At 40.9% G+C, this 24,460-nt stretch carries 18 protein-coding genes, 1 tRNA gene and 1 other RNA gene; 19 read left to right on the forward strand and 1 reads right to left on the reverse strand.

Annotated elements, in window-relative coordinates:
- The first annotated feature begins 98 nt into the window (after nucleotides 1-98).
- From bioA to AK823_RS02190, 17 genes are all read left to right on the forward strand, one after another.
- Entirely contained in the window at nucleotides 99-1,406 is a 1,308-nt protein-coding gene (gene bioA / locus AK823_RS02110; protein ID WP_068325845.1) for an adenosylmethionine--8-amino-7-oxononanoate transaminase, read from the forward strand.
- Nucleotides 1,407-1,476: 70 nt separating this feature from the next.
- Nucleotides 1,477-2,217, forward strand: a complete 741-nt coding sequence (gene bioD, locus AK823_RS02115) for a dethiobiotin synthase (protein WP_068325847.1) — start codon at nucleotides 1,477-1,479, stop codon at nucleotides 2,215-2,217.
- 87 nt (nucleotides 2,218-2,304) lie between these two features.
- Nucleotides 2,305-2,670: RNase P RNA component class A (gene rnpB / locus AK823_RS02120), an RNA gene on the forward strand.
- 132 nt (nucleotides 2,671-2,802) lie between these two features.
- A tRNA-Met gene (locus AK823_RS02125) sits at nucleotides 2,803-2,879 on the forward strand.
- 250 nt (nucleotides 2,880-3,129) lie between these two features.
- Entirely contained in the window at nucleotides 3,130-3,942 is an 813-nt protein-coding gene (locus AK823_RS02130) for an ABC transporter permease (protein WP_068325849.1), read from the forward strand.
- 90 nt (nucleotides 3,943-4,032) lie between these two features.
- Nucleotides 4,033-4,704: an ABC transporter ATP-binding protein gene (locus AK823_RS02135; protein WP_068034331.1), complete on the forward strand. Its 672-nt coding sequence runs from the start codon at nucleotides 4,033-4,035 to the stop codon at nucleotides 4,702-4,704.
- The gene (locus tag AK823_RS02140; RefSeq protein ID WP_227514101.1) at nucleotides 4,682-5,788 is read left to right on the forward strand and encodes a capsule biosynthesis protein; all 1,107 of its coding nucleotides are present in this window, start codon (nucleotides 4,682-4,684) and stop codon (nucleotides 5,786-5,788) included. The genes AK823_RS02135 and AK823_RS02140 overlap by 23 nt, the downstream gene beginning before the upstream one ends.
- A 142-nt stretch (nucleotides 5,789-5,930) precedes the next feature.
- Complete coding sequence (locus tag AK823_RS02145) at nucleotides 5,931-7,712, forward strand: polysaccharide biosynthesis/export family protein (RefSeq protein ID WP_068325851.1); 1,782 nt, start codon at nucleotides 5,931-5,933, stop codon at nucleotides 7,710-7,712.
- Between the two features lie 55 nt (nucleotides 7,713-7,767).
- The gene (locus tag AK823_RS02150; RefSeq protein WP_068325854.1) at nucleotides 7,768-10,332 is read left to right on the forward strand and encodes a capsular polysaccharide biosynthesis protein; all 2,565 of its coding nucleotides are present in this window, start codon (nucleotides 7,768-7,770) and stop codon (nucleotides 10,330-10,332) included.
- Nucleotides 10,333-10,467: 135 nt separating this feature from the next.
- On the forward strand, nucleotides 10,468-11,697 hold the full coding sequence (locus tag AK823_RS02155) for a capsular biosynthesis protein (RefSeq protein WP_068325856.1): 1,230 nt from the start codon (nucleotides 10,468-10,470) through the stop codon (nucleotides 11,695-11,697).
- Between the two features lie 453 nt (nucleotides 11,698-12,150).
- A complete protein-coding gene (lepA, locus tag AK823_RS02160) occupies nucleotides 12,151-13,947 on the forward strand; it encodes a translation elongation factor 4 (protein WP_068034341.1) in 1,797 nt (598 codons plus the stop codon).
- 126 nt (nucleotides 13,948-14,073) lie between these two features.
- Nucleotides 14,074-14,976: a signal peptidase I gene (gene lepB, locus AK823_RS02165; RefSeq protein WP_068325859.1), complete on the forward strand. Its 903-nt coding sequence runs from the start codon at nucleotides 14,074-14,076 to the stop codon at nucleotides 14,974-14,976.
- A 217-nt stretch (nucleotides 14,977-15,193) separates the two neighbouring features.
- Nucleotides 15,194-15,589: a DUF4845 domain-containing protein gene (locus AK823_RS02170; RefSeq protein WP_068034346.1), complete on the forward strand. Its 396-nt coding sequence runs from the start codon at nucleotides 15,194-15,196 to the stop codon at nucleotides 15,587-15,589.
- 125 nt (nucleotides 15,590-15,714) lie between these two features.
- Nucleotides 15,715-16,509 carry a ribonuclease III gene (gene rnc, locus AK823_RS02175; RefSeq protein WP_068034348.1) on the forward strand — a complete coding sequence of 265 codons (795 nt, stop codon included), beginning with the start codon at nucleotides 15,715-15,717 and terminating at the stop codon, nucleotides 16,507-16,509.
- 210 nt (nucleotides 16,510-16,719) lie between these two features.
- A complete protein-coding gene (gene era, locus AK823_RS02180) occupies nucleotides 16,720-17,892 on the forward strand; it encodes a GTPase Era (protein ID WP_149031833.1) in 1,173 nt (390 codons plus the stop codon).
- A 45-nt stretch (nucleotides 17,893-17,937) separates the two neighbouring features.
- Nucleotides 17,938-18,684 (forward strand): DNA repair protein RecO C-terminal domain-containing protein, encoded by a 747-nt coding sequence (locus AK823_RS02185; protein WP_068325861.1) that lies wholly within the window; start codon nucleotides 17,938-17,940, stop codon nucleotides 18,682-18,684.
- Nucleotides 18,685-18,795: 111 nt separating this feature from the next.
- Entirely contained in the window at nucleotides 18,796-19,557 is a 762-nt protein-coding gene (locus AK823_RS02190; RefSeq protein ID WP_068325862.1) for a pyridoxine 5'-phosphate synthase, read from the forward strand.
- A gap of 61 nt (nucleotides 19,558-19,618) precedes the next feature.
- On the opposite strand, the gene AK823_RS02195 is transcribed toward AK823_RS02190, so the two are convergent.
- Nucleotides 19,619-20,263, reverse strand: a complete 645-nt coding sequence (locus AK823_RS02195) for a GspH/FimT family pseudopilin (RefSeq protein ID WP_082785607.1) — start codon at nucleotides 20,261-20,263, stop codon at nucleotides 19,619-19,621.
- A gap of 595 nt (nucleotides 20,264-20,858) precedes the next feature.
- On the opposite strand from AK823_RS02195, the gene AK823_RS02200 reads away from it, so the two are divergent.
- A complete protein-coding gene (locus AK823_RS02200; protein WP_068325863.1) occupies nucleotides 20,859-22,163 on the forward strand; it encodes an OmpA family protein in 1,305 nt (434 codons plus the stop codon).
- Nucleotides 22,164-22,519: 356 nt separating this feature from the next.
- A complete protein-coding gene (typA, locus tag AK823_RS02205; protein WP_068034356.1) occupies nucleotides 22,520-24,367 on the forward strand; it encodes a translational GTPase TypA in 1,848 nt (615 codons plus the stop codon).
- Nucleotides 24,368-24,460 lie beyond the last annotated feature (93 nt).

Below are 24,460 nucleotides of genomic sequence, written 5' to 3' on the forward strand. Positions count from 1 at the left end.
ATAAAAATTCTAAAAACTAGGAATAATATGACGAATACGGATATTCAACTTGCAATATGTTTTTTTGAAAGCAAATTCCTGTCGTTTGAGAGCGTACTATGACTGTCAATACTGCTACCAGCGACTTTGATCAGCAGCACCTCTGGCACCCATATGCCAGCCTGCCACCTACTTATCCGAATATCATTATTGATCGTGCCGAGGGTATTTATATCATTACCGAAGATGGCACGCGCCTTATCGATGGCATGTCATCATGGTGGGCAAGCGTTCATGGCTACAATCACCCTAAACTGAATGAAGCACTTACCAAGCAATTGGGTAAAATGGCGCATGTAATGTTTGGAGGCTTGACTCACCAGCCAGCGATAGACTTAGGCAAAAAAATTCTCTCTATCGTCCCTGCTGGGCTGGATGCTATCTTCTACGCTGATAGTGGTAGCATCGCAGTAGAAGTCGCGCTTAAAATGGCCCTGCAATATCAGATTGCTGCAAAACGCCCAACCAAGCAACAATTTGCCTCAACCCATTCTGGTTATTATGGTGATACTTGGCATGCGATGAGTGTCTGTGATCCGGTAGCAGGGATGCACAGCTTGTATGGAAAGCAACTGCCGATGCAGCACTTTGTACCTGCGCCGCCTTTAGGGTTTGGACGAGCGTTAACAGAGTCTGAGCGCGCAGTATTGACCACATTTTTTGTAGAGTATGGTTCAAAGTTAGCAGGTTTTATTATTGAGCCCATTATTCAAGGCGCAGGTGGTATGCGCTTTTATAGCCCTGAGTATTTGCAACTGTTGCGTCAGCTTTGCGATGAGCATGATGTGGTGCTGATAGCTGATGAGATTGCGACCGGTTTTGGCCGTAGCGGCAAATTATTTGCCTGTGAGCATGCTGATATTAGCCCTGATATTATGACCATTGGTAAGGCGCTTACAGGCGGCTACATGACTTTTGCCGCTACCCTATGTACCCGAAAAATTGCTGATACCATTCATGATAGTGATTATCCAGCACTGATGCATGGCCCTACTTTTATGGGGAACCCGCTAGCCTGTGCAGTTGCCTGTGCTTCGATTGACTTGATATTGTCTTACGACATTCCTCATCGTACCGCAAAGATGCAAACGATGATGGAGCAACAGCTTGCCCCAGCCGCAAGGTTAGACGGTGTCAAAGAAGTGCGCTGTTTGGGAGCGGTAGCAGTCATTGAGCTGTATGAGGCCGTTGACATGCCTATCTTTCAAACGCTGCTATTAGCTCAAGGTATTTGGGTCAGACCCTTTGGTAAATTGGTCTATATCATGCCCCCTTATATTATCACTGATAGTGAACTTGAGGTCTTATGCCAAGCATTGTTAAAGGTAGTGACAAGCTATCTTGAAACCTCAAAACTGGCTCAATGAAATTAAGCATACGCAAAAACCAAGTTATAAAATTAAGTTATAAAATTAAGCTATTTTTATAAGGTAAACGATGAGTGTTCTATTTATATCCGGCATTGATACCGATATTGGTAAAACTTATGCTACCGGAATGATTGCTAAAGCGCTAATGCAGCAAGGCATCAGTGTCATGACCCAAAAGCTTGTGCAAACGGGGGTGGCAATAAATTCAAACAATGGTGAAATGAGTGTTGCTGACGATATTATTATTCATCGTCAATTAATGGCTATTCCACTACAGCCATGCGATTTGGATTTTACAACTTGCCCTTATCGTTATCCAAAACCTGCTTCACCGCATTTAGCTAGCAGATTAGCAGGGCAAACGCTCAATCCTGATGTTATTACTGGTGCTACAAAAAGCCTGCAAGCAGATTATGAGGTAGTGCTATTAGAAGGGGCTGGCGGGTTATTAGTGCCAGTAACTGAGCAATTATTAACCTTAGATTATATTGCAGCTCAAGGCTATCCTATTGTTTTAGTGACTTCGGGACGGCTTGGTAGTATCAATCATACTTTACTTAGTTTGGAAGCAATAAAATCGCGTGGTCTACAAATTCATAGCGTCATTTATAATCATATTCATGACGTTACTGATAATACGGATACCGAGATTGCGAACAGCACCATTGATTTTCTACAACAGCATCTCAGTCAAAGGTATCCAACCACGCATTGGCTACAGTTGCCTTACTTAAGAAACATAGCAGTGTCTGATACTAAAATATCACTGAGAGATAATGATTGGACTTTACCACAGGGCTTTATTTGAGTGATTTTTTGACAGTATTATTATAAAAGTGCAAATAAACCCAAAAGACATTCCTATATTGTCATTAGATTTGCTATACTAGCGCGCTTGGTAGACTAGGCAATCGCCGCTGCACACTGGCAACAGATGAGCAGGGGAGGAAAGTCCGGGCTACATAGGGCAGCGTGCCAGCTAACGGCTGGGCAGGGTAACTTGACGACCAGTGCAGCAGAGAGTAGACCGCCTTTGGTATCCTAGATATCATCGGTAAGGGTGAAAGGGTGCGGTAAGAGCGCACCGCGTGGCTGGCAACAGTTCACGGCATGGTAAACTCCACGCGTAGCAAGACCAAATAGGCATCGGCATGGCGCGGCCCGCGTTCGATGCGGGTAGGTTGCTTGAGCGTACGAGCGATTGTACGCCTAGAGGAATGATTGTCCACGACAGAACCCGGCTTATCGGTTTACCAACATTTTTATTGTTCGTTTTTTGGTAGTAGTATTAATAATTGCAGTTAATTTGAATAAAATTCATATTTTTTGCAAAAAAATGCTGTTTAGGGGTTGACGTTAGTCACCTGTATCGGCATAATACCGAGCCTAAAATGGCGATGTAGCTCAGCTGGTTAGAGCGCATGACTCATAATCGTGAGGTCAAGAGTTCAAGTCTCTTCATCGCCACCATTTATATTGCAGTAGCTCGTTTTATTAAAAACTCCAATCCTTTGTGGTTGGTTTTTTTTTGCCTAAAATAAACTGCTAGATAACGTGCATAGCAATGATATAAGACTGACAAACGATTGCTACCTATTCCGTTTACCTGCCTATTTCTTGCTAAATCATAGCTTTATCTGCTTACTCACAGATTAATTCTTGTAACTTAAGTCCCTCTTACTTATCATAGGGGCTGTTTTTAGTGAAGTCCTGTAACGCCATGTCCGTACAATTGCCTCCTTATCGTCCTATTAAGCATCGCAGTGGCCTGAAAGTCATGGGTGCTGCATTCCACGCTTTGCTCATGCGTGAGCTACAAACGCGCTTTGGTGGTTATCGATTAGGTTATCTGTGGGCACCCTTAGAAATCATATTCCAAGTTGCTATTTATTTAGTTATTTTTGGTACTATTATGACGCGTGTGCTCCCAGGGATGGACTACATGCTGTTTTTGGTGGCAGGCTTAGTACCGTTTCGTATGATGAGTACGATAGCAACACGATCATTAGGGGCAGTAGAAGCCAATCAAGGTCTCTTAATGTACCGCTCAGTCCGTCATATTGACGTTATTATTGCGCGCTCATTCTTAGAGTTAGTGATTTACTTTTTTACCTTTGTACTTCTGTTGCTCGTACTGGCATTTATCGATATTCCTATTAGTCTTGCGCATTTAGACGTGGTGTTATTTTGCTGGCTGACCTTATTTTTATTTGGCTTTGGTCTAGCGATGATTATGATGGTTATCGGCTATTATGGTGGTGAGATTAGTAAAATTATCAGTTTGATTTTCACTATTTTATATTTTGCTTCTGGTATTATTTATTCTATTCATATCATTCCTGAACCTTATTTTAGCTACCTGCTCTATAATCCTTTTATCCATAATATTGAACTCATGAGGCACTCACTCGCGCCCAATTATCCTGCATATCATATCGATATGAGTTATTTTTTAAAGTGGACAGTAGCTGTTAATTTCCTAGGTCTATTAATGTATAAAGCAGTGGAAAGAGATTTAATACGTTCAAAATAGAAGGTTTGAAGGACTACCAATCCATTTATAGTGATTAGTTTTCAGATATATTAAATAACAAGGTATGGTAAGTAAAAGTATGGTAAGTAAATGATTGAAATTAAGAACGTTTCTAAATCGTTTATGACCAAGCAAGGTCGGCATTATTTATTTAAAGATCTAAATCTGACCATTGGTGATAAACAAAGTGTCGGTTTGCTAGGCCGTAATGGTGCTGGTAAATCAACGCTGCTACGTATTATATGCGGACTTGATGAGCCAGATCATGGCGAAATTATCACCAACTCAACGATCTCGTGGCCAGTTGGCGTGGCAGGTGGCTTTCAGGGTAGCTTGACGGGACGGCAAAATGTACGTTTTGTCTGTCGTCTGTACTCAAGCGGACCTTATATTGATGAAAAGATTCGTTTCGTTGAAGAGTTTGCTGATATCGGTAATTACTTTGATATGCCGGTCAAAAGCTACTCATCGGGCATGAAATCTCGCCTCACTTTTGGTTTAAGCCTAGCGTTTGATTTTGATTATTATATGCTTGATGAAGCGGGCGCTGTTGGTGATGCTGCTTTTCGTAAGCGTAGTGAAGATATTTTAGCGGCTCGCCGTGCGCAAGCAGGATTTCTAATAGTGTCACATAATATTGGTGATATTAAGCGAAACTGTGATATTGGTATTGTGTTAATGGATCAAACAGCACACGTGTTTGAGGATACAAAAGAAGCGATTGAGGTATATGAAGAGCATGTCCACAAAGCGAAAAAATAAGATTATTGACTTCTTGCTGTTTATCGGCTTGGTGATCCTCCCTTGGGTGCTGGTGATTTATTATGTCATGACACTTGCTCATCCGCGCTTTATTTCAACTGCTGACGTGGTGGTAAAGCAAGTTAGTGATGCTAGTGTGCCTTCTGGTGGTGGTTTATCGGCATTGTTAGGGGTAAACAGCACCAGTAAAGAAGATGCCACTTATTTGACTGAATATATCTTGTCAAATGATATGGTCAAACGTCTTGATAATAAGTTTAAGTTCCGTGAAGCTTATTATGTAGATGGCTCAGATCCTATCTATGAGATAGACCCTGACGCCTCGCAAGAGGATTTACTAGAATACTTTAAAAAACGTGTGCATATCGATCTCGATGAGCAAAGCTATGTACTCTCAGTATCGACAGAAGCTTTTGATTCAGATTATGCTTTTGAGCTTAACAAAGCTATCTTGGGTGAGTCTGAGCAGTTCGTTAACCGTATTTCACAAGAAGTCGCTCGTGATCAGCTAATATTTGCTGAAACTCAATTGGATGAATCACAAGATCGTTTAAATGAAGCGAAAGAACAATTACTTAACTACCAAAATGAAAATGAGATTTACGATCCGCAAGCCAATGCGCAAATTGTTAACCAGCTGATCGGTAGTTTGCAAGGGCAACTTAGTTCACTACGGACTGAAGAGCGCCAACTGCTTAGCTATCTAAATCCTGATGCGCCGCAAGTAGTGTCGTTAAGAAGCCAAATCAAAGCGGTTGAAGAACAAATCAGTCAAGAGCAAACCAAGCTAACTTCACCAAATACGACCAAATTGAACCGTCAAGCTGTACAGTTTGAGAGTATAAAAGCTGATGTTGAGTTCGCTACTGAGCTATATAAGTTGTCACTGTCTTCACTTGAAAAGTCGCGCTTAGAAGCCTTTAGAAAAATGAAAAATTTGATTGTGATTTCGACTCCTTATGAAGCTGAAGAAGCGTTATATCCACGCCGTCTTTATATCATCTGGACATCGCTGGCACTACTATTAATGTTTTATGGCTTCGTGCGTTTAGTAATGGCCGTTGTGCGTGACCATCGCAGCTAGTTTGATTATGACTTCTTTATAATCACATCTATTGGTTATTTACACCGTAGAGTGCTAAAAGCTTAATACACTTGATAATCGTGAACGATTGGATAAACCAGATATTAGTAATGATCGACAGATCAGCAAAGGAATACAGCTCATGAACATGAAACCACGTCCTATCGTGACGATGATTAAAGTATTAAGTTTAACGATGGCTGCAACCAGCGTTCCAGCGCTAGCAGCGAGCAGTTACGCAGATCAAATAGCAGGTTCTAGCTTTGGTACCAGCGCTAATAACGCGAGCCAAGATCAAAATCGCAATAATATTAATGTCTCAACCCAAGCTTTTGCTGGTGGTGTTCTAGGACAAGGAGCGACGCAAGAGGCGGTTAACTCAGCAAGCTTGCCTAGTCAGTCGGTTATCAATACGACGCGCCCTTATCAAGATATCAATACTAAAGACTTGATGTTTGGTGAGCAGCTGTTCCGTGGTGCATTTTCAACGACTTCGGGCTCTACCTTTAACGACAGCTATTCGATTAATCCTGGTGATAATGTACAGGTACGCATGTGGGGTGCCTATCAATACGCCTCAACGATGACAGTCGATCCACAAGGCAATATCTTCTTACCTAATATCGGTCCAGTTCGTGTCTCCGGTATACAGAACGGTAACCTACAAAACGTAGTTAAAAGTGCTGTCAATCGTATTTACCGCTCAAACGTTGGCGTCTATGCCTCACTAGAGCAAGCGCAACCGGTTAAAGTATTTGTGACAGGTTTCGTCAAGCAACCAGGTTATTATGGCGGGCTTGCAGCAGATTCAGTATTGTCATATTTAGATCGGGCAGGCGGTGTTGATCCAACCCGTGGTAGCTATATCGATATTCAGATAAAGCGTAATGGTCAGTTGCTACAGCAAGTTAACCTGTATGATTTTCTATTAGCAGGTAAGCTACAGTCATTTTCATTCCGAGATGGTGATGTGATTACTGTTGCACCGCAGAAAAAGACGTTTGTAGTTGGCGGGCAAGTTCAGAACGAATATACTTTTGAGTTTGATGTCAATGACTTGACCATTGGTGACGTATTGCAAGTTGCCAGTCCCGCAGCGAATGCCACCAACGTTAGTATTACTCGTAGTGCAGGACGCGCGCAGACGGCAGAGTATTATTCACTTGCTGACGCCCAAAACGTTCCTGTCTATAATGGCGATCAGATGGTAGTGACCTCAGACCGTTATGCAGGTACTATCGCGGTACAAGTCAAAGGCGCTCATACTGGTAATGGTGCAATGGTCGTACCTTACGGCGCACGCCTGAAAGATATCGTGCCAAAATTACAACCGAGCCCGTTAGCGAAGCTGACCCATTTGACTATTTACCGTCAATCAGTGGCTGAGCAGCAAAAACGCATGATTAATGAGTCGCTTGATCGCTTAGAAGAATTAACGCTGGCTACTCAATCAACGACGCGTGAAGAGGCAGCGCTACGTCAAGATGATGCCAATTTAGTTAAACAATTCGTGGCTAAAGCACGTAGTGTAAAGACTGATGGTCGAATAGTGGTCGTACCAAACTCTTGGCAGGATATTATTCTCCAGCAAGGCGATATCATTGAGATACCTGCGCAAACATCAGTGATTACCGTCAACGGTCAAGTGCGAGCACAAGGTGCGTTGACCTTTAACCCAGACTTTACGGTTGGCGATTATATTGCTAATTCAGGAGGCTTTGGGGATAATGCCGACACTAAAGAGATTCTGATTATTCATCAAAATGGTGCAAACGAAGTGGTCAATACTGCTTATCGTATTCAGCAAGGTGATGAAATTATGGTCTTACCAAAGGTCAAAACCAAACGCGTAGAAATTACACGCGGAATCTCACAGATTGTTTATCAATTGGCAGTCGCGGCTAAAGTTATTTTAGACTTATAACTATTGATGCTAGATTTATGAATTGAGGCAGAAATAATCAAAAAGGATATCAAAAATGGCAAAAAACGTAGCATGTGAAGGCAAGTTGGTGGTAACTTCTACCTCTAATGATGCGCTACGTTTTTTGACCGCTCAACGCCAGCTACCGAATAATCTAGCAGTAATTGGCAAAGGCATGCGTCGCAACAACGTACTGTTATCTCAGGTGCTACAAGCGAACATTCAGCGCTGGTATCCATGGTCAGGTTTACAGCAGCAGCTTAATTCGGATCTTGAGACACCTGATGCTTTTATTGGATGGGGTCATAAAAAGAGCTATCAACGAGCCAAAAAGTCTGCTGATCGTCAACAGCTGACGACTTTAAGTATCGAAGATGGCTTTTTACGCTCATTAGATTCTGGTATTAGCAGTCGTCATGGATTAAGCGTAGTTGTCGATGATGTGGGTATTTACTTTGATTTAATGCAAACCTCACGCCTTGAGCAATTAATCGTTGCGCGTGCCAAAGAATGCTCTAACGCTGATAGCAATGTCTTAGATAAAAAACATGCTCTGCAGTTGATGACACGTATTTGCGAAGAGAAACTAAGTAAATATAATGCTGTGATTACTTGTCCGTCATTAGATAAACTGATTGCTGAAGAAAACGGTCACGTAGAACAAGACTCGTTAAAATCGCATGTGTTATTGATTGATCAAGTCGCTGGCGATGCCTCCATCAAAGGTGCTGGTGCGGATAAAAACCAGTTTAAGCGAATGCTAAAAGCTGCTTGTCGCAATCATCCCGATGCTCACATTTGGATAAAGGCTCATCCTGCCGCAAAGTCAGGATACCTTACCAGCCTAAAATTACCCAAAAACGTCCAAATATTGACTCAAGCACTTAATCCTATTGGATTACTAGAGCAAGTAAGTGATGTCTATACGGTCAGCTCACATATGGGCTTTGAAGCATTAATGCTATGCAAAAAGGTGCATTGCTTTGGGGTTAATTGGTATAGTGGTTGGGGGCTTACCGATGATAGTGGTGCGCCAAAAATTTTACTCAAATCAGTCAAACAGCGCCGTCTAGCATTTGCAGCAACATTGCCGGCGGTTGAAGAGTCATTAAAACTATCGCAGCCAGCGTCATTATCTAAGCAATCTACTAAACGATTGAAAATCACTCAGCGACTGCGTAACTTGCGTAACAAACAATCTTCTATAGCAGCTAATAGTACACTCAATGCTACGTTAGAGGCATTATTCTATAGCGCCTATATTGACTATAGTCATTATGTAGATCCAGCAACCAAGCAAGCTTGTGACATTGATACCGCGATTGAATGGTTAGTGACCAATCGATATTGGCAAGCACGCCTCGAAGGCAGTTTGACGGTATATGAGTTCAGTCGCTGGAAGCTACCTTTTGTGAGGGCCTTTGTTAATCTACCGCGCACGACATTATTTATTAAACCCAAACCGCGTCTGAAAAACTTGCTACATCCAGATCATTTTACAGTCAATTACCAGCAGCCACTATTAGTCTGGGGCTTAGCTAAACGGCAACAAATTCAAAAAAAATTACAGAGCAAACTTGCGAAACAGCCAATGTCGGACATGCCAACTATTTATTGTATGGAAGATGGTTTTATCCGTTCAAATGGCTTGGGTGCCACATTGTTAGCACCCTTGTCGGTTGTGATAGATAAGCAAGGTATCTACTATGATGCGACTCAGCCGTCGGATTTAGAGATATTATTATGTAACTGTGAGGCGTTAAGTCCACAGCAAAATGCACGAGTACAGGCGCTTCAAGCCAAACTGCTTACGCAGCGAGTTAGTAAGTATAATGTTGGTGTTAATCTCACTGTTATTGATAATCAGCTTCCATTATGGATACAGGATGCAAAGGTATCTGGTAAACCGCGCTTACTTATCGTTGGGCAAGTAGAAGATGATTTATCGGTTCAGTATTGTGGTTCAGACATTAAGACCAATCGAGATTTGATTAAGCGTGTACGACGAGACAATCCTGATGCTTATTTAATTTACAAACCCCATCCAGATGTGGAAGCAGGACTGCGTACAGGCAGAGTCGAGGCAGAGTGCTTACGGCAGGTGCAAGCGGTCGCTTATGATACAGCGATGCCTGATTGTTTAGAGTGTATTGATGAGGTACATACGATCAGTTCGTTAACGGGCTTTGAGGCTCTATTGCGTGGTTTAAAAGTCACTTGTTACGGTTTGCCGTTTTATGCAGGTTGGGGCTTAACGAACGATATTGATGCACAGTTATCGCCAAAATCTGACTATCTACATAGGCGCAAACGAGACACCACGTTATCACTTGAGCAACTGTTGCATTGTGCACTCATACGTTATCCACTATATCGCCTGCCTAAAGGCCATGGGCTTGCTCAAGTAGAACAAGTAATTGACTATTTATATCCGCCTAATAAGAATGCAGAGACTTTGCAAATTAAACAACATAGTAGTATAGCCAGTGCAACCAATAGTTCATCAGCGAAATTGTCCGAACTATCAGAAGTAACTGCTCATCTTAAACATCGTACTGCCACGCGCTTTATGCAGCAGCGTCATAAATGGCAACAGCGCCTACGCAATATTTCTCATTAATTTATGTCAAAATAAATCGGTTACGACAAGTATGATTTTTTTCGGTATAATTTGTGTGCAAACTAGCTACTATTAAATAATTTTTTCAATTGCCTAGCTTATTCCTTCATTCTCTAATCAATGGTACGTACTCTTATGGCAGCTTCGATGCATCAATTGCTTACTCATCGACACGTCTTGCTGCTACAAGGAAAGATGGGCGGGTTTTTTAGCCGTTTTGCTACGTTTTTGCAAACTCAAGATATTGAAGTGAGCAAAATTAACTTTAATGCCGGTGATGCATTTTTTTATCGCCATTCTAATGCTCACGAATATACAGGTACTTTGGCGCAGTTCTCATCTTGGCTACAAGCTTTTATTGTCGAACATGGTATTGATGCGATTGTCTGTTTTGGTGATTGTCGTCCTCATCATACACAGGCTGCCTGCTTAAGTGAAAAACTAGGCATATCCTTTTTTGTATTTGAAGAAGGCTATTTACGTCCTGATTATATTACCCTGCAAGAGCACGGCATCAATGGTTATTCGCGCTTAAATATAGCGGATATTAAGGCACTCAAAAAAGCCAATGATAAACCACTGTATACGCATAATCGCTTTTATCGATTGAGTATCGCCGCCATTGTTTATTACATTATTACTAGACTATATAAATCGCGCTATCCGCATTATTCCCATTATCGCGGGATGACAGCATGGCAAGAAGCGATAGCTTGGCTAAAAGCACCTTGGCGTAAGCTATGTGGTTATCTACCCGATAAAAAGCTACAAAAGCAGCTAATCACCCAAGCAGACAACAACTATTTCTTGGTTAGCTTGCAGGTACATAATGACTCGCAAATTACTCATCATAGTGGTTACCGTGATGTGGTGCAGTTCATTGACGAGGTGATCGCTAGTTTTGCAGAATATGCTGACACAACGCAGATACTGGTATTTAAGCATCATCCGTTAGATCGTGGTCACCGTGATTATCGTGAGTTGGTGGCAAGCCTAGCAGCACGTTATCAAGTTAAATCAAGAGTGTTTTATGGTTGTGATATGCACTTGCCAACACTTATGAAGCATAGTATCGGTATGGTGACTATCAATAGTACAACGGGTCTGCAGTCGGTGTACCATAAAAAACCTACCAAAGTGATGGGACGAGCCATCTACGATACCCCTAAGCTCACAGATCCTAAGACACTTGCGCAATTTTGGCAGCAGCCTACACATCCAGATAATGAGTTCTATCTAAGATTCCGTGAGTATCTGATTGAGCAAACTCAAATCAACGGGGCGTTTTACGGTAAATCGCCATGGATGTATAAGTACTTACCGCAGTCAGAGACCACAGGCATAATGTCTGATACTGCTAAATAGTTCAGCAGCCATAGTCAGTAAATATCTGTCGATATCTTGCAGTAACTATTTTAGAGTTATAAATCTTTGAGTTATAAACCTTTAATTTAAAGCTTTCTATAACTATTAGCTCCAGTCAGTCGTCAATTTTAGCTACGAATCAAATCCTTACCAATAAAATCGCCTTACTTTACAGTGGAAAACTGCTAGAATACGCTCACATGTCTGTGTATATCATCAAGCGTCATGAACAGTGGCTTTAATAATAAATGTTATTAACTTAGCTCTTTTTAAATACGCTTTAGTTACCACAATTGACACCACTAGTTTTTATTTTTTAAATCTTATTTCCAAAATTATTATCGCAATAATATCTAATAACCGTTATTTTTCCACTGTTGTTCAAGTACCGTTTGTTCAAGTATTTTTGTTCAGTAGCGGTTATCCAATCACCTTTTATTTAGTAGGCGCTTTGTGACTGCATTAGCCAATATTCGTAACTTTTCTATCATTGCCCACATTGATCACGGCAAGTCGACGCTTGCCGATCGCTTTATTCAGATGTGCGGTGCCTTGCAAGATCGTGAAATGCAGGCGCAAGTACTCGACTCCATGGATATTGAGCGCGAGCGTGGGATTACTATCAAAGCACAATCGGTCACCTTATTTTATGACCATCCAAATGGTGAGCGCTATCAGCTTAACTTTATTGATACCCCCGGCCACGTTGATTTTTCATACGAAGTTTCGCGTTCATTAGCTGCCTGTGAAGGTGCGTTATTGGTTGTAGATGCGGCGCAGGGCGTGGAAGCCCAGTCTGTTGCCAACTGCTATACTGCCGTTGATCAAGGCTTGGAAGTGATGGCAGTCTTGAATAAGATTGACTTACCACAAGTTGAGCCTGAGCGCGTTATCCAAGAGATTGAAGATATTATTGGTATTGACGCGGTAGATGCGCCGCGAGTATCAGCAAAATCTGGTCTTGGTGTTGATAAACTACTTGAAGCGTTGGTTGAGTTTATTCCACCGCCAACAGGTGATCGTGAAGCACCATTACAAGCATTAATTATTGATTCATGGTTTGATAGCTATTTAGGCGTTGTCTCGTTAGTACGTGTCCGTCAAGGTACTGTTAAAAAAGGCGATAAAATTTATATTAAATCGACCAAAGAGGCTCATCCAGTCAGCTCTATTGGCGTGTTTACGCCTAAACCTTTAGATACAGGGATTTTAGAAGCTGGTGAAGTAGGCTTTATTATCGCTGGTATCAAGGATATTGCTGGTGCACCAGTCGGTGATACCATTACGCATTCTAAGACACCTGACGTTGATCGTATCCCTGGATTTAAACAGATTACGCCGCAAGTCTATGCTGGTATGTTCCCTGTTGAATCTACTGACTTTGAAAAGTTTCGTGAAGCACTACAGAAGTTGCAAATTAATGATGCGTCGCTATTTTTTGAGCCAGATACTTCTGATGCGTTGGGCTTTGGTTTCCGTTGTGGCTTCTTAGGTATGCTGCATATGGAGATTATCCAAGAGCGCCTAGAGCGTGAGTATGACTTGGATCTTATCACCACTGCGCCGTCAGTTATCTATGAGATTGTAAAAAAAGATGGCAGCATCATCTATGTTGATAATCCATCAAGATTGCCTGAACCGAATAATATCGAAGAGTTCCGTGAGCCGATTGCCCGTTGTCAGATTTTAGTGCCGCAGGATTATCTCGGTAACGTTATGACTTTGTGTATTGAGCGCCGCGGTGTACAGGTTGATATGCGCTTTATGGGCAGACAAGTTCAGCTGATATTTGATATTCCGATGGGTGAGGTGGTGATGGATTTCTTTGATCGCCTAAAGTCAGTCTCGCGCGGATTTGCGTCACTTGATTATAACTTTGAGCGTTATCAAGTCGATAAATTGGTTAAAGTTGACGTACTTATCAACGGTGAAAAAGTTGACGCTTTAGCCATGATTGTGCACGAAACACAATCTCGTTATCGCGGTAATGCGCTGGTTACCAAGATGAAAGAGCTTATTCCACGGCAGATGTTTGATGTGGCCATTCAAGCCGCTATCGGCGGCCAAATAATTGGACGTAGTACGGTTAAAGCCATGCGTAAAGATGTATTAGCCAAATGTTATGGCGGTGATGTCTCGCGTAAGAAAAAGCTGCTATCTAAGCAAAAAGCTGGTAAAAAACGTATGAAGCAAGTTGGTAATGTGGAGATTCCACAAGAAGCCTTCTTAGCGGTATTGCAGGTAGATTAAATAATCTGATAGCTGAGTTAGTAAGTAATCACTGCATGTAAGTCACTGTTTAAAACTCTAAATGACCATGACTGGCATGACAAATTGACATGGTCATAGAAGCAGATCTTTAATAGGCAAATTAGCATGGATTTTGATTTCAATTTGATTTTGGTGCCGTTAACTATAGCCTTAGGTTTTATATGGTTACTAGACAAGTTAACACTAAAACAGCGTAAAACACGTGGCCGCGGTAAAGAGAGCTTGCTAGTGCGCTGGGCCTATGACTTTTTCCCTGTATTGGCAGTAGTGCTGGTTGTGCGCTCATTTTTGATTGAACCTTTTAATATTCCATCATCGTCTATGGTGCCAACTCTATATACTGGTGACTTTATTGCCGTCAATAAATATGCTTATGGCGTACGCTTACCGCTCACCTGTAATAAAGTACTAGATACTGGCTCACCAGAGCATGGTGATGTCATAGTATTTCGCTATCCTGAAAACCCTAGCATCTATTATATCAAGCGGGTAATAGGTCTACCGGGAGATACGGTCAGCTATAATCAGGGACAAATTGCGATTAATGATGTGCCAGTAGATACTAAGTCAGTGAATTTCGATGCTAACACTGATCTAACGGCGCAACTTTACCCAGCTGGTCAAGTGATGCCAGGTCAGGTACTGACTGAGAATGAAGCGACACAGATGGGGCAGCAAGAAGAAGACCAAGCACAATATTTTCAAGAAACTCAAGGTGAGAATAAGCATTTAGTGCGCTATCTTTCAGATATGAATAGTTCGCAATATGCACCGTTCTTACAGCAGCAATCGCCAGAAGTAGTCAGTTCAGCGGGGACAGAGTGGCAGGTTACTGTGCCTGATGGTGAGTATTTCGTCATGGGTGATAACCGAGATCGTAGTGCTGATGGACGCTTTTGGGGCTTCGTACCCGATGAAAATTTAGCGGGTAAAGCCGTCTATATTTGGATGCATAAGCCACCAGGACTTAATCTTCCAACTTTCTCTCGTAATGGTTCAATTGATTGATTATTGTTTCTAATCAGTAACTGTTTTGTTTATTAGATATTATGCTAGTATTCATACTGACCCTAATCAAAATAAAATTTATACTATATTTGACATATTAATCGTAGTGGATATGAAGGTACACAAACGGATAATAAAAAAATGAGATATAAAAATAGATAGGGCGGATAAAACAACTGGTTAGAATACATTAAATTAAATCATTAGAGGGGGCCTCATGGCGCACCAGTTAACGAGTTTGACGTCTCAGCGTGGGTCTAGTGTGACTAGTATTGTCTTGCTGCTAATTATTATTGTTATTGCTGGCAAATTGATTATTGCGATCATGCCTGCACAAGTTGGTGATTACCAGCTAAGCAAAACGTTAGGTGCGCAGTTAAAAGAAGCTAATAATAATGGTGAGACTGCAAAACAGTTCGTTGAACGTGTTAACCGTCAACTCTCTATTAATGCTGATTATGATACGACCGCTGAAGAAGTATTTACTTTTACCAATAACAAGACAGGTCAACTGGCCATTTATAAAGACTATGATAAAACCAGTAACTTTTTTGGTAATGTCGATATCGTTAATCGTTTTGAAGGTGAAATAAATGCTGCCTCGGTAGAGTAGGCATTCTCATAAGATTTTTACCAATTAACAATAATTCATAAGGGTCAGACGACTCTTGTGAAATAATTCTATCAATTATTTAAACGTTTAAATTACTAACATTAAAGGATAGCCAAAAGCCACGCATGAAATCAACTCCACAACAGTACCAAGCGCTGCCTGCCGCCAAAAAAAATAGCGCAACTATGGAGACTTTGCCAATCAGCTCAGATTTTATTCAGCGTCTGGAAGTATTGACACGCAAATTAGGCTACGTCTTTAATGATTTAAATCTACCAAAGTTAGCCTTAACGCATCGCTCGTTCGATAGCAAAAAAAACTATGAGCGCTTAGAGTTTTTAGGTGATGCACTTCTTGGAATGATTGTTGGCGAGGCACTATATCATCGCTATCCTAGTCAGAATGAAGGGCGTTTGACTCGTATGCGTGCCACATTGGTACGCCAAGAGTCCCTAGTTACCATCGCTCAGAACTTAGAGCTATCCAACCATCTGATCTTGGGTATTGGTGAACGTAAAGGTGGTGGACGTAATCGCGCTTCGATATTGGCTGATGCGGTAGAATCGTTGATTGGGGCTATTTATTTAGACAGCCAAGATATGGAAATCACTCGTAATTGTGTGCTGTCATGGTATGGTGACTTAATCGACAACGTTAATGACCAAAAAGCACTAAAAGACGCCAAAAGTCGTTTACAGGAATGGCTACAATCCAAACAGTTTGATTTGCCACACTATGAGTTGGTCGAAACCCGTGGCAATGCGCCTTATCAGATATTTGTTGTACGCTGTCAGGTGAATATTAGCAGTTGCCCTGATATCACTGAGTCTGGTGAGAGTCGCCGGATTGCTGAGCAAAAAGCAGCTGAACTAATGATCAATCAATTGCACAAGTTACCTGGCGCGCTTAAAAAACGTTAATAACTTAATTCCTAACGTTGATAACCTGTTCACCTGACTCGATTAAATATTAGATACTTGTTAAAGACTAACCTAATGGTTATCAACAACTTAATAAACAATATAGACCTTCAAATTTCTTTATTTCTAAATTGAAATTAGCCTAGTAAGTATTATTAACAGATTAAATATACTGCTAGGCCTATCATCAAAACTCCACAGGATTACCCTATGAGCAATCATACTGACTTGCCATCTACCCCCGAAGATAATGCCAATAATATGACAGAGAACACTGATACAAACCAAGCAACTACTGTAGAACAAGTAGAAAACACACAAGAAAGTAGAAAAATAGGAGAGTCGTTGACAGCTATTCAGCAGCAAGATAATGACGCTGCCGACGAATCTGATAGCGATACTGATCTTGAAAATAACGATGCGATTGATGGGTTCTTTGCGCCAAGTAATAATGATGACGTTTCTGAAGACTTTAAAGCAGGCTACGTAGCGATCATTGGTCGTCCAAACGTTGGCAAGTCAACTTTAATGAACCATTTACTAGGACAAAAGCTGTCGATTACCTCACGTAAGCCGCAAACAACTCGTCATCGTATTCATGGCATTTTAAGCACCCATGAAATGCAGGCAGTGTTTGTAGATACGCCTGGTATTCATCGTAATGAAGTACGTGCTATCAATGAGCGTATGAATAAAGCTGCTGTATCAGCGCTGGTAGATGTAGATTTGGTACTGTTTGTGGTTGACTCAGACCAGTGGCGTGATGATGATTTATTGACCTTACAGAAGCTTGGTGATACTAACTTAACTGTCGTATTGGTCATTAATAAAGCAGATACGTTAAAAGATAAAGGGTCTATTCTGCCACTGATTGAAACTTTCAGTGACAGCTTTGACTTTGCCGACATCGTACCGGTCTCAGCTCTAAAGAACCAAAACCTAGATCGTCTTGAGGAAGTTATTGCTTCGCACCTACCAAAGGCGACGCCAATTTATGACACTGAACAAATCACTGACCGCTCAGAGAGATTTTTAGCCAGTGAGATTATCCGCGAAAAAATTATGCGTAGCGCTGGTGATGAAGTGCCTTATGATTTAACCGTACAGATTGACGAGTTTAAAGATGAAGCGGCTCATATGGATCCTAAAACAGGTCGTCCACGTAAAGCATGTACTTTCATCGATGCAACAATATATGTAGAACGTAATGGCCAAAAAGCCATCGTGATTGGTGAAAAAGGTCAGCGTATCAAGCAAGTTGGTATGGACGCCCGTAAAGATATGGAAAAGTTATTTGATAAAAAAGTAATGTTAACTCTATGGGTAAAAGTCAAGCGTGGTTGGTCTGATGATGAGCGTGCATTAACAAGCTTGGGTTATTGATTAAACTAAACATCAAGTCTGGACATGATGTTGAGGTAACAAACAATGCGCAATGAAGCATTAATAGGTTATTTATTACATCAGCGACCTTATCAAGAAAAACGTGCGCTTTACTATTTGTTTTCCCAACAACATGGTGTAGTGCACGGTATTGGTAAAAAGGGTGCACCTCTCTTTGAGCCGTTACAACTGTTTGCAACGGGCAAGCGTGATTTAAAAACCTTTAGTCAGATTAATTTGATGCCAGCAGAGGATGACTCTACAGAGTCTGCTACGGCTACTAAGCCATCACGTTATCAACAAATAAGCGGTCAGCAACAGTACGCCGCATTATATTTAAATGAGATATTGTGGAAGTTGTTGCCTAGCGAAGATCCGATGCCAGTATTATGGCAACATTATCAAAACAGCTTATTACAGCTAAAGCAGCCGTTAGCAGCGGATGCGTTGAGATTATGCTTACGCCAATTTGAATCTCATTTATTCGAAGAGATGGGCTTTTCTTTAACGTTAACGCATGACAACATACTAGCACCTATTGAGCCTGATACTGATTATCGGTTTTTGTCTGATGTAGGTTTTGTTGCTACTTTTCAACCTGATAAAACGACAATTAATGCGTTACAAACAGTTTTCAGTGGGGCTGATATTATAAAAATGGCACAACTGGGCATTACTGACGCGACGCTAAGCAATTGGTCAAGGCTACATAGACATCTGATTGATCATCTGCTTGACTATCAGCCATTACAAAGTCGCTTACTATGGCAACAGCAGCAGCGTTACCAATAATAAAGCAGTCATTTGGTTAACATATAGCTGTTTAAATCAATATTAAATGTGACGCTATTTTAGCATTATCATCTATACGTCAATCAGATTTCGTTTTTAAAAGGATTTCTTATGGTCACCTCTTCACAAAACTCAGTAAACAGACCGCTATTAGGTGTCAACGTTGATCATGTAGCAACCTTACGTCAAGCGCGTGGTGTCAACTATCCTAGCCCTTTAGAGGCAGTATTATTATGCGAGCAAGCAGGCGCAGATGGCATTACTATACATTTACGTGAAGATCGTCGTCATATCCAAGACTCAGATGTGTATGAGATAGCGAGACAATTGACTACTAGGTTGAATCTGGAGATGGCAGCAACTTCTGAAATGCTATCTATTGCTTGCGAAGTTAAACCATTTTGGGTTTGCTTAGTACCTGAAAAGCGTGCGGAGCTAACTACTGAGGGAGGGTTGGACGTTGCAGGGCAAATCACTCATCTGAAAAAATACATCAATGAGTTACATGCAGCAGGTATTAAGGTCTCTTTATTTATCGATCCAGATGAGGTCCAAATTGCTGCAGCAGTTGCTTGTCATGCTGATGCTATTGAGCTGCATACCGGTACTTATGCCGAGGTAGGTTTGGCTGGAGATTTTGATGCGCAGAATGTTGAGCTACAACGTATTAAACAAGCAGTGATTGTCGCAAAAAATTTAGATGATAAATTGCTAATTAATGCAGGTCATGGTCTAACTCGTGACAATGTTAATGCGATTGCACAAATTGACGATATTTATGAGCTGAACATTGGGCACGCATTGATTGCCGATGCAATATTTGTAGGGTTGTCGCAAGCAGTGACTATGATGAAAACTGCGATGTATGAGTGATTTTCTATACAGGGTTGAATCTGATAGTGACTAACTAATATTGTTATGATAGATGTTATATTTATAAACAGTCAGTAGGATGTATATCATTAGGCTTGTATCTAATGATACCACCTTGATTAAATGAGATCTGATACATAGCTTGACCATAAGTTGAGCTTGGACAGTATTTTATATGACCAAAATGCCCACGTGGTTTACCGCTATCTCCCCAAAACTTAGTATAATGGCGCTTATTTCCTACTCGCAAACTTAGGGTGCTGTATTTAGGGTTCAAAGATTCCTCTTTTAATAGCACATCAACCTGAACATCAAAATGCTTATTATTGTTATTGTCTACAAATAATAGAAGCTTTTTATAGCTATCTCGGTGGCAACGCCCTCCTGAATTAGATAGGCAAACCAACAAATTCTGTCTTCTTATAAAGCTCTCAGCTTTTGCTATCTTAAGCGTGGTCTCTAATTGATTTTTAATACGTTTAGCTTCCATACTTGCCAGTTGGGTTAAAATGGCTGGAGCTGCTATGGTAGCGATAATGGCTAAAATTGCTATTGTTACTATGAGTTCTACAAGATTAAATCCTTTTTGATTATAGTGTTTAGAAAGGTTTTTGATAGCTTTTAAATGGTCAATGACAATGAAATTAAGCAAACCAGGGTTTGATATCTGCTGAGTAGGGCATGGCGTATTATGTCGCTTAGTCATATATAGTCATTACCTATAATGATGGATTTATTGTGTGAGCTAACTTGATTGGACTTATAATTTTAAATAAACATTCATTCTTCTATTTTGCCTTATATAAAGCATTAGATTTCTAAAACGTACTGACTTCTCTACACTTACAAATTTTTTACATCGTTATCTTGGTTATTGAATCAAATAATGTTCATTGTTTTAATATAAACAAAATATAGTACAACTGTCAAAAAATGTTTCAATTAGTGAAAACACATCTTTTGTAATAGAGAAAAAAATACAATTGTATTAAACTGATGACAGACAATAGATACAACCAGAGTTACTTCTATTGCGAATTAGCATTCAAAAGACTAAAATTGCAACGTGTGTTAGTTCTTAGTAAAATAAGCAGGCTATTGTGTTTTAGTTGCAACACTATCGTGTAATAATGTGTAGCTGCCTAACGAAAAAAGTTGTAAACTTAATTGATAGTCGATAAGCTACTTCCTAATTAGTTTTGTTGTATAATTATGCATTCGTAAAAGATGTCTACTTTTATTACATCTTAGGAAGCGGTTTTGCTTAACGCATCACTCAAATCATCCTTTGGAGGAAGTCCATGAAATTGAATAAAATTGCTCTAGCTCTAGTTGCCGTAGCAGCTGCACCTTTAGCAGCTAATGCTGGCGTTACTATCAGCCCATTACTACTTGGTTATCACATGACTGAAGAGTTCAGTGATACTAGTGATAAGCAGCGTGATATCTTAAAGACTGGTAAAGACCTATATATCGATGCCAACGGTAACTCGATCGATGGTCGTGGTGGTAATGTACCGAATGGTGGCGTAGCTAAAGAAAGCAGCCTTTACACTGGTGCTGCTCTAGGTATCGAGCTTACTCCTTCTACTCAGTTCCAAGTAGAGTATGGCGTAACAAGTGCTAACGGTGAAGCTTCTGAAGATTCTGCAGATGCTGGTGTTAACCGTTTTGATATCGAACAAACTATGATTTCTGGTAACTTCTTAATCGGTACTGAAGAATTTACTGGTTATACTGATAGTGCGTTCAAACCATATGTTCTAATTGGTGCTGGTCAGTCTAAGATTGAAGTTGAAAACCAAGAAACTTATGATACTGCACAAGGTTCTTCTGTAGGTCGTGTTGAGGCTGGTACTGAAGTTTCATCATCTAAAGATACTATCGGTAACCTAGGTCTAGGTGCTATGTATCGCATCAACGACGCTTTAAGCCTACGTGGTGAAGCTCGTGCGATTCATAACTTTGATAACAACTGGTGGGAAGGCATGGCTTTGGCCGGTCTAGAAGTTGTACTTGGTGGCCATTTATCACCAACAGTAGCAGTACCACCACAAGTAGAGCCTGAAGTTTCTGTTCCACCAGTGGTAATCGTTGAGCAAGACGTTGATTCAGACGGCGATGGCGTACCTGATAGCATCGATGAATGCCCAGGAACTCCAATGAACGTAGTAGTCGATGAGCGCGGTTGCCCAGTAGCAGTAGATATTACTGACGAGCTGAAAATGGAACTACGTGTATTCTTTGATAACGACAAATCAGCTATCAAAGACCAGTACAAAACTGAAATCTCTAAAGTAGCAGAGAAGATGCGTGAGTATCCTAACTCTAGCGCTCGTGTAGAAGGTCATGCTTCTAAAACTGGTCCTTCAGCACGTTATAACCAACGTCTATCTGAAGCCCGTGCAGTTGCTGTGAAATCTATGTTGACTAACGAATTTGGTATTGCTCCAAACCGTTTATCAACAGTTGGTTACGGTTATGACCGTCCAATCGCTCCAAACGATACTGAAGAAGGTCGTGCTATGAACCGTCGTGTTTATGCCATCATTACTGGTGACAAAACAATGACTGTTGAACAAACTAAAGACATGGTTATTCAATAATATATAACCAGTTAGTTATGTTCTAAATCATAAAGTTACAAAAAAAGCTGCCTATTAGGTGGCTTTTTTTTGTTTAAGTACTCAGATAAATAACTTATTGCATAAATTTATAATGTAATAATGTTATACTAGCCGCCCAAACACTTTGTAGATTGACAAAGTGTACATTAGCATAGCTATCTGTACGATGGATTTATCAGTATAGAAATTCTACTTTGCCAGCATTTCTTATCCCACTACTCCTATTGCGTAGTCATTTGATAGTAAAGTAAAAATATCTATCTGCTTTATGATAAAAGTTTCTCCAGCGGCGCTTACTGCTACTGCATTTTATTAAGACAAAACGAGCATTTTATATGGCGAACGATATCAAACACCTGCGTAACATTGCAATTATTGCCCACGTTGATCACGGTAAAACAACGCTAGTTGATAAATTATTACATCAATCTGGCACTTTTGGCGATCGTGCAAACATTGCTGAACGTGCAATGGATTCAGGTGATATTGAGCAAGAACGTGGTATTACCATTTTGGCTAAAAATACAGCCATTCGTTGGACAGACAGCACTGACGATACTGAATATCGTATTAACATTGTTGACACTCCAGGTCACGCCGATTTCGGTGGTGAAGTTGAGCGTGTAATGTCAATGGTTGACTGTGTACTTCTAGTCGTTGATGCTGTTGATGGACCAATGCCTCAAACCCGTTTCGTGACTCAAAAAGCGTTTGAGCAAGGCTTGAAACCAATTGTTGTTATCAACAAAATTGATCGTCCTGGTGCACGTCCTGATTGGGTAATGGATCAGATTTTTGATTTATTTGACAACTTAGGTGCAACTGATGAGCAATTAGATTTTCCAGTTGTTTATGCATCAGCGCTGAATGGTATTGCAGGTCTAGAAGCAGATAATTTAGCTGATGACATGACGCCGTTATTTAAAACTATCGTTGATGTTGTACAGCCACCACAGGTTGATGCAGATGCGCCATTCCGCATGCAAATCTCAAGCCTTGATTTTAATAGCTTCGTTGGTGTTATCGGTATTGGCCGTATCCAGCGTGGTAAAGTTAAAACCAACACGCAAGTGACTGTAATCGACAAGAATGGCAACACTCGTAACGGCCGTATCCTAAAGATTATGGGTTACCACGGTTTGGATCGTATCGAAGTAGAAGATGCACAAGCGGGTGATATCATCTGTATTACAGGTATTGATGCGCTTAATATTTCAGATACTATTTGCGATCCTAACCACGTTGAAGCATTGCCAGCATTGACCGTTGACGAACCAACCGTATCGATGAACTTCCAAGTGAATAACTCACCGTTCGCTGGTCGTGACGGCAAGTTTGTGACCTCACGTAATATTCGTGAGCGTCTTGAGCGTGAATTGATTCATAACGTAGCATTACGTGTAGAAGATACAGAGTCTCCTGATAAATTCAAAGTATCAGGTCGAGGTGAGCTTCATCTATCTGTACTTATCGAAAACATGCGCCGTGAAGGTTTTGAGATGGGTGTTTCAGGCCCAGAAGTTATCGTTAAAGAAGTTGATGGTAAGTTACAAGAGCCGTATGAAAACGTTGTCTTCGATATCGAAGATGAGCATCAAGGTTCTATCATGGAGCAGGTCGGCTTGCGTAAAGGCGAGATGACCAATATGGAGCTTGATGGTAAAGGTCGTATGCGTATCGAAGCGACTATGCCTGCACGTGGTTTGATTGGTTTCCGCTCTGAATTCTTAACCTTGACTTCAGGTACCGGTATCATGACGTCAAGCTTCTCACATTACGGTCCACAAAAGATCGGTGATGTTGGTGGTCGCTCGAATGGCGTCTTAGTTTCTATGGCGAAGGGTGTTTGCTTAGGTTTTGCTCTATTTAACCTACAAAAACGCGGTAAATTATTTGCTGAGCCACAGCTTGAAGTTTACGAAGGTATGATCGTTGGTCTTAACTCACGTAACGATGATATGGCCGTTAACCCAACGACTGCTAAGCAGTTAACCAACGTTCGTGCCAGTGGTACTGATGAAGCGCTAACGCTAACGCCAGCGGTTAAGTTTACGCTTGAGCAAGCACTTGAATTCATTCAAGATGATGAATTAGTAGAAGTCACGCCAAAAGCGATTCGTCTACGTAAGCGTTATTTGACTGAAAGTGAGCGTAAGCGTTATGGTCGTAAGAAAGGTGCTTAATATCAATCTTCATTGATAAAATAGTTAAATAATAAAAAGGGCTAACTCAATGAGTTAGCCCTTTTTGTTGGTTTTGTTTTTATTCTATTTTGC

Origin of the sequence: Psychrobacter sp. P2G3 (assembly GCF_001593285.1) — a bacterium.
Lineage (GTDB): Bacteria > Pseudomonadota > Gammaproteobacteria > Pseudomonadales > Moraxellaceae > Psychrobacter.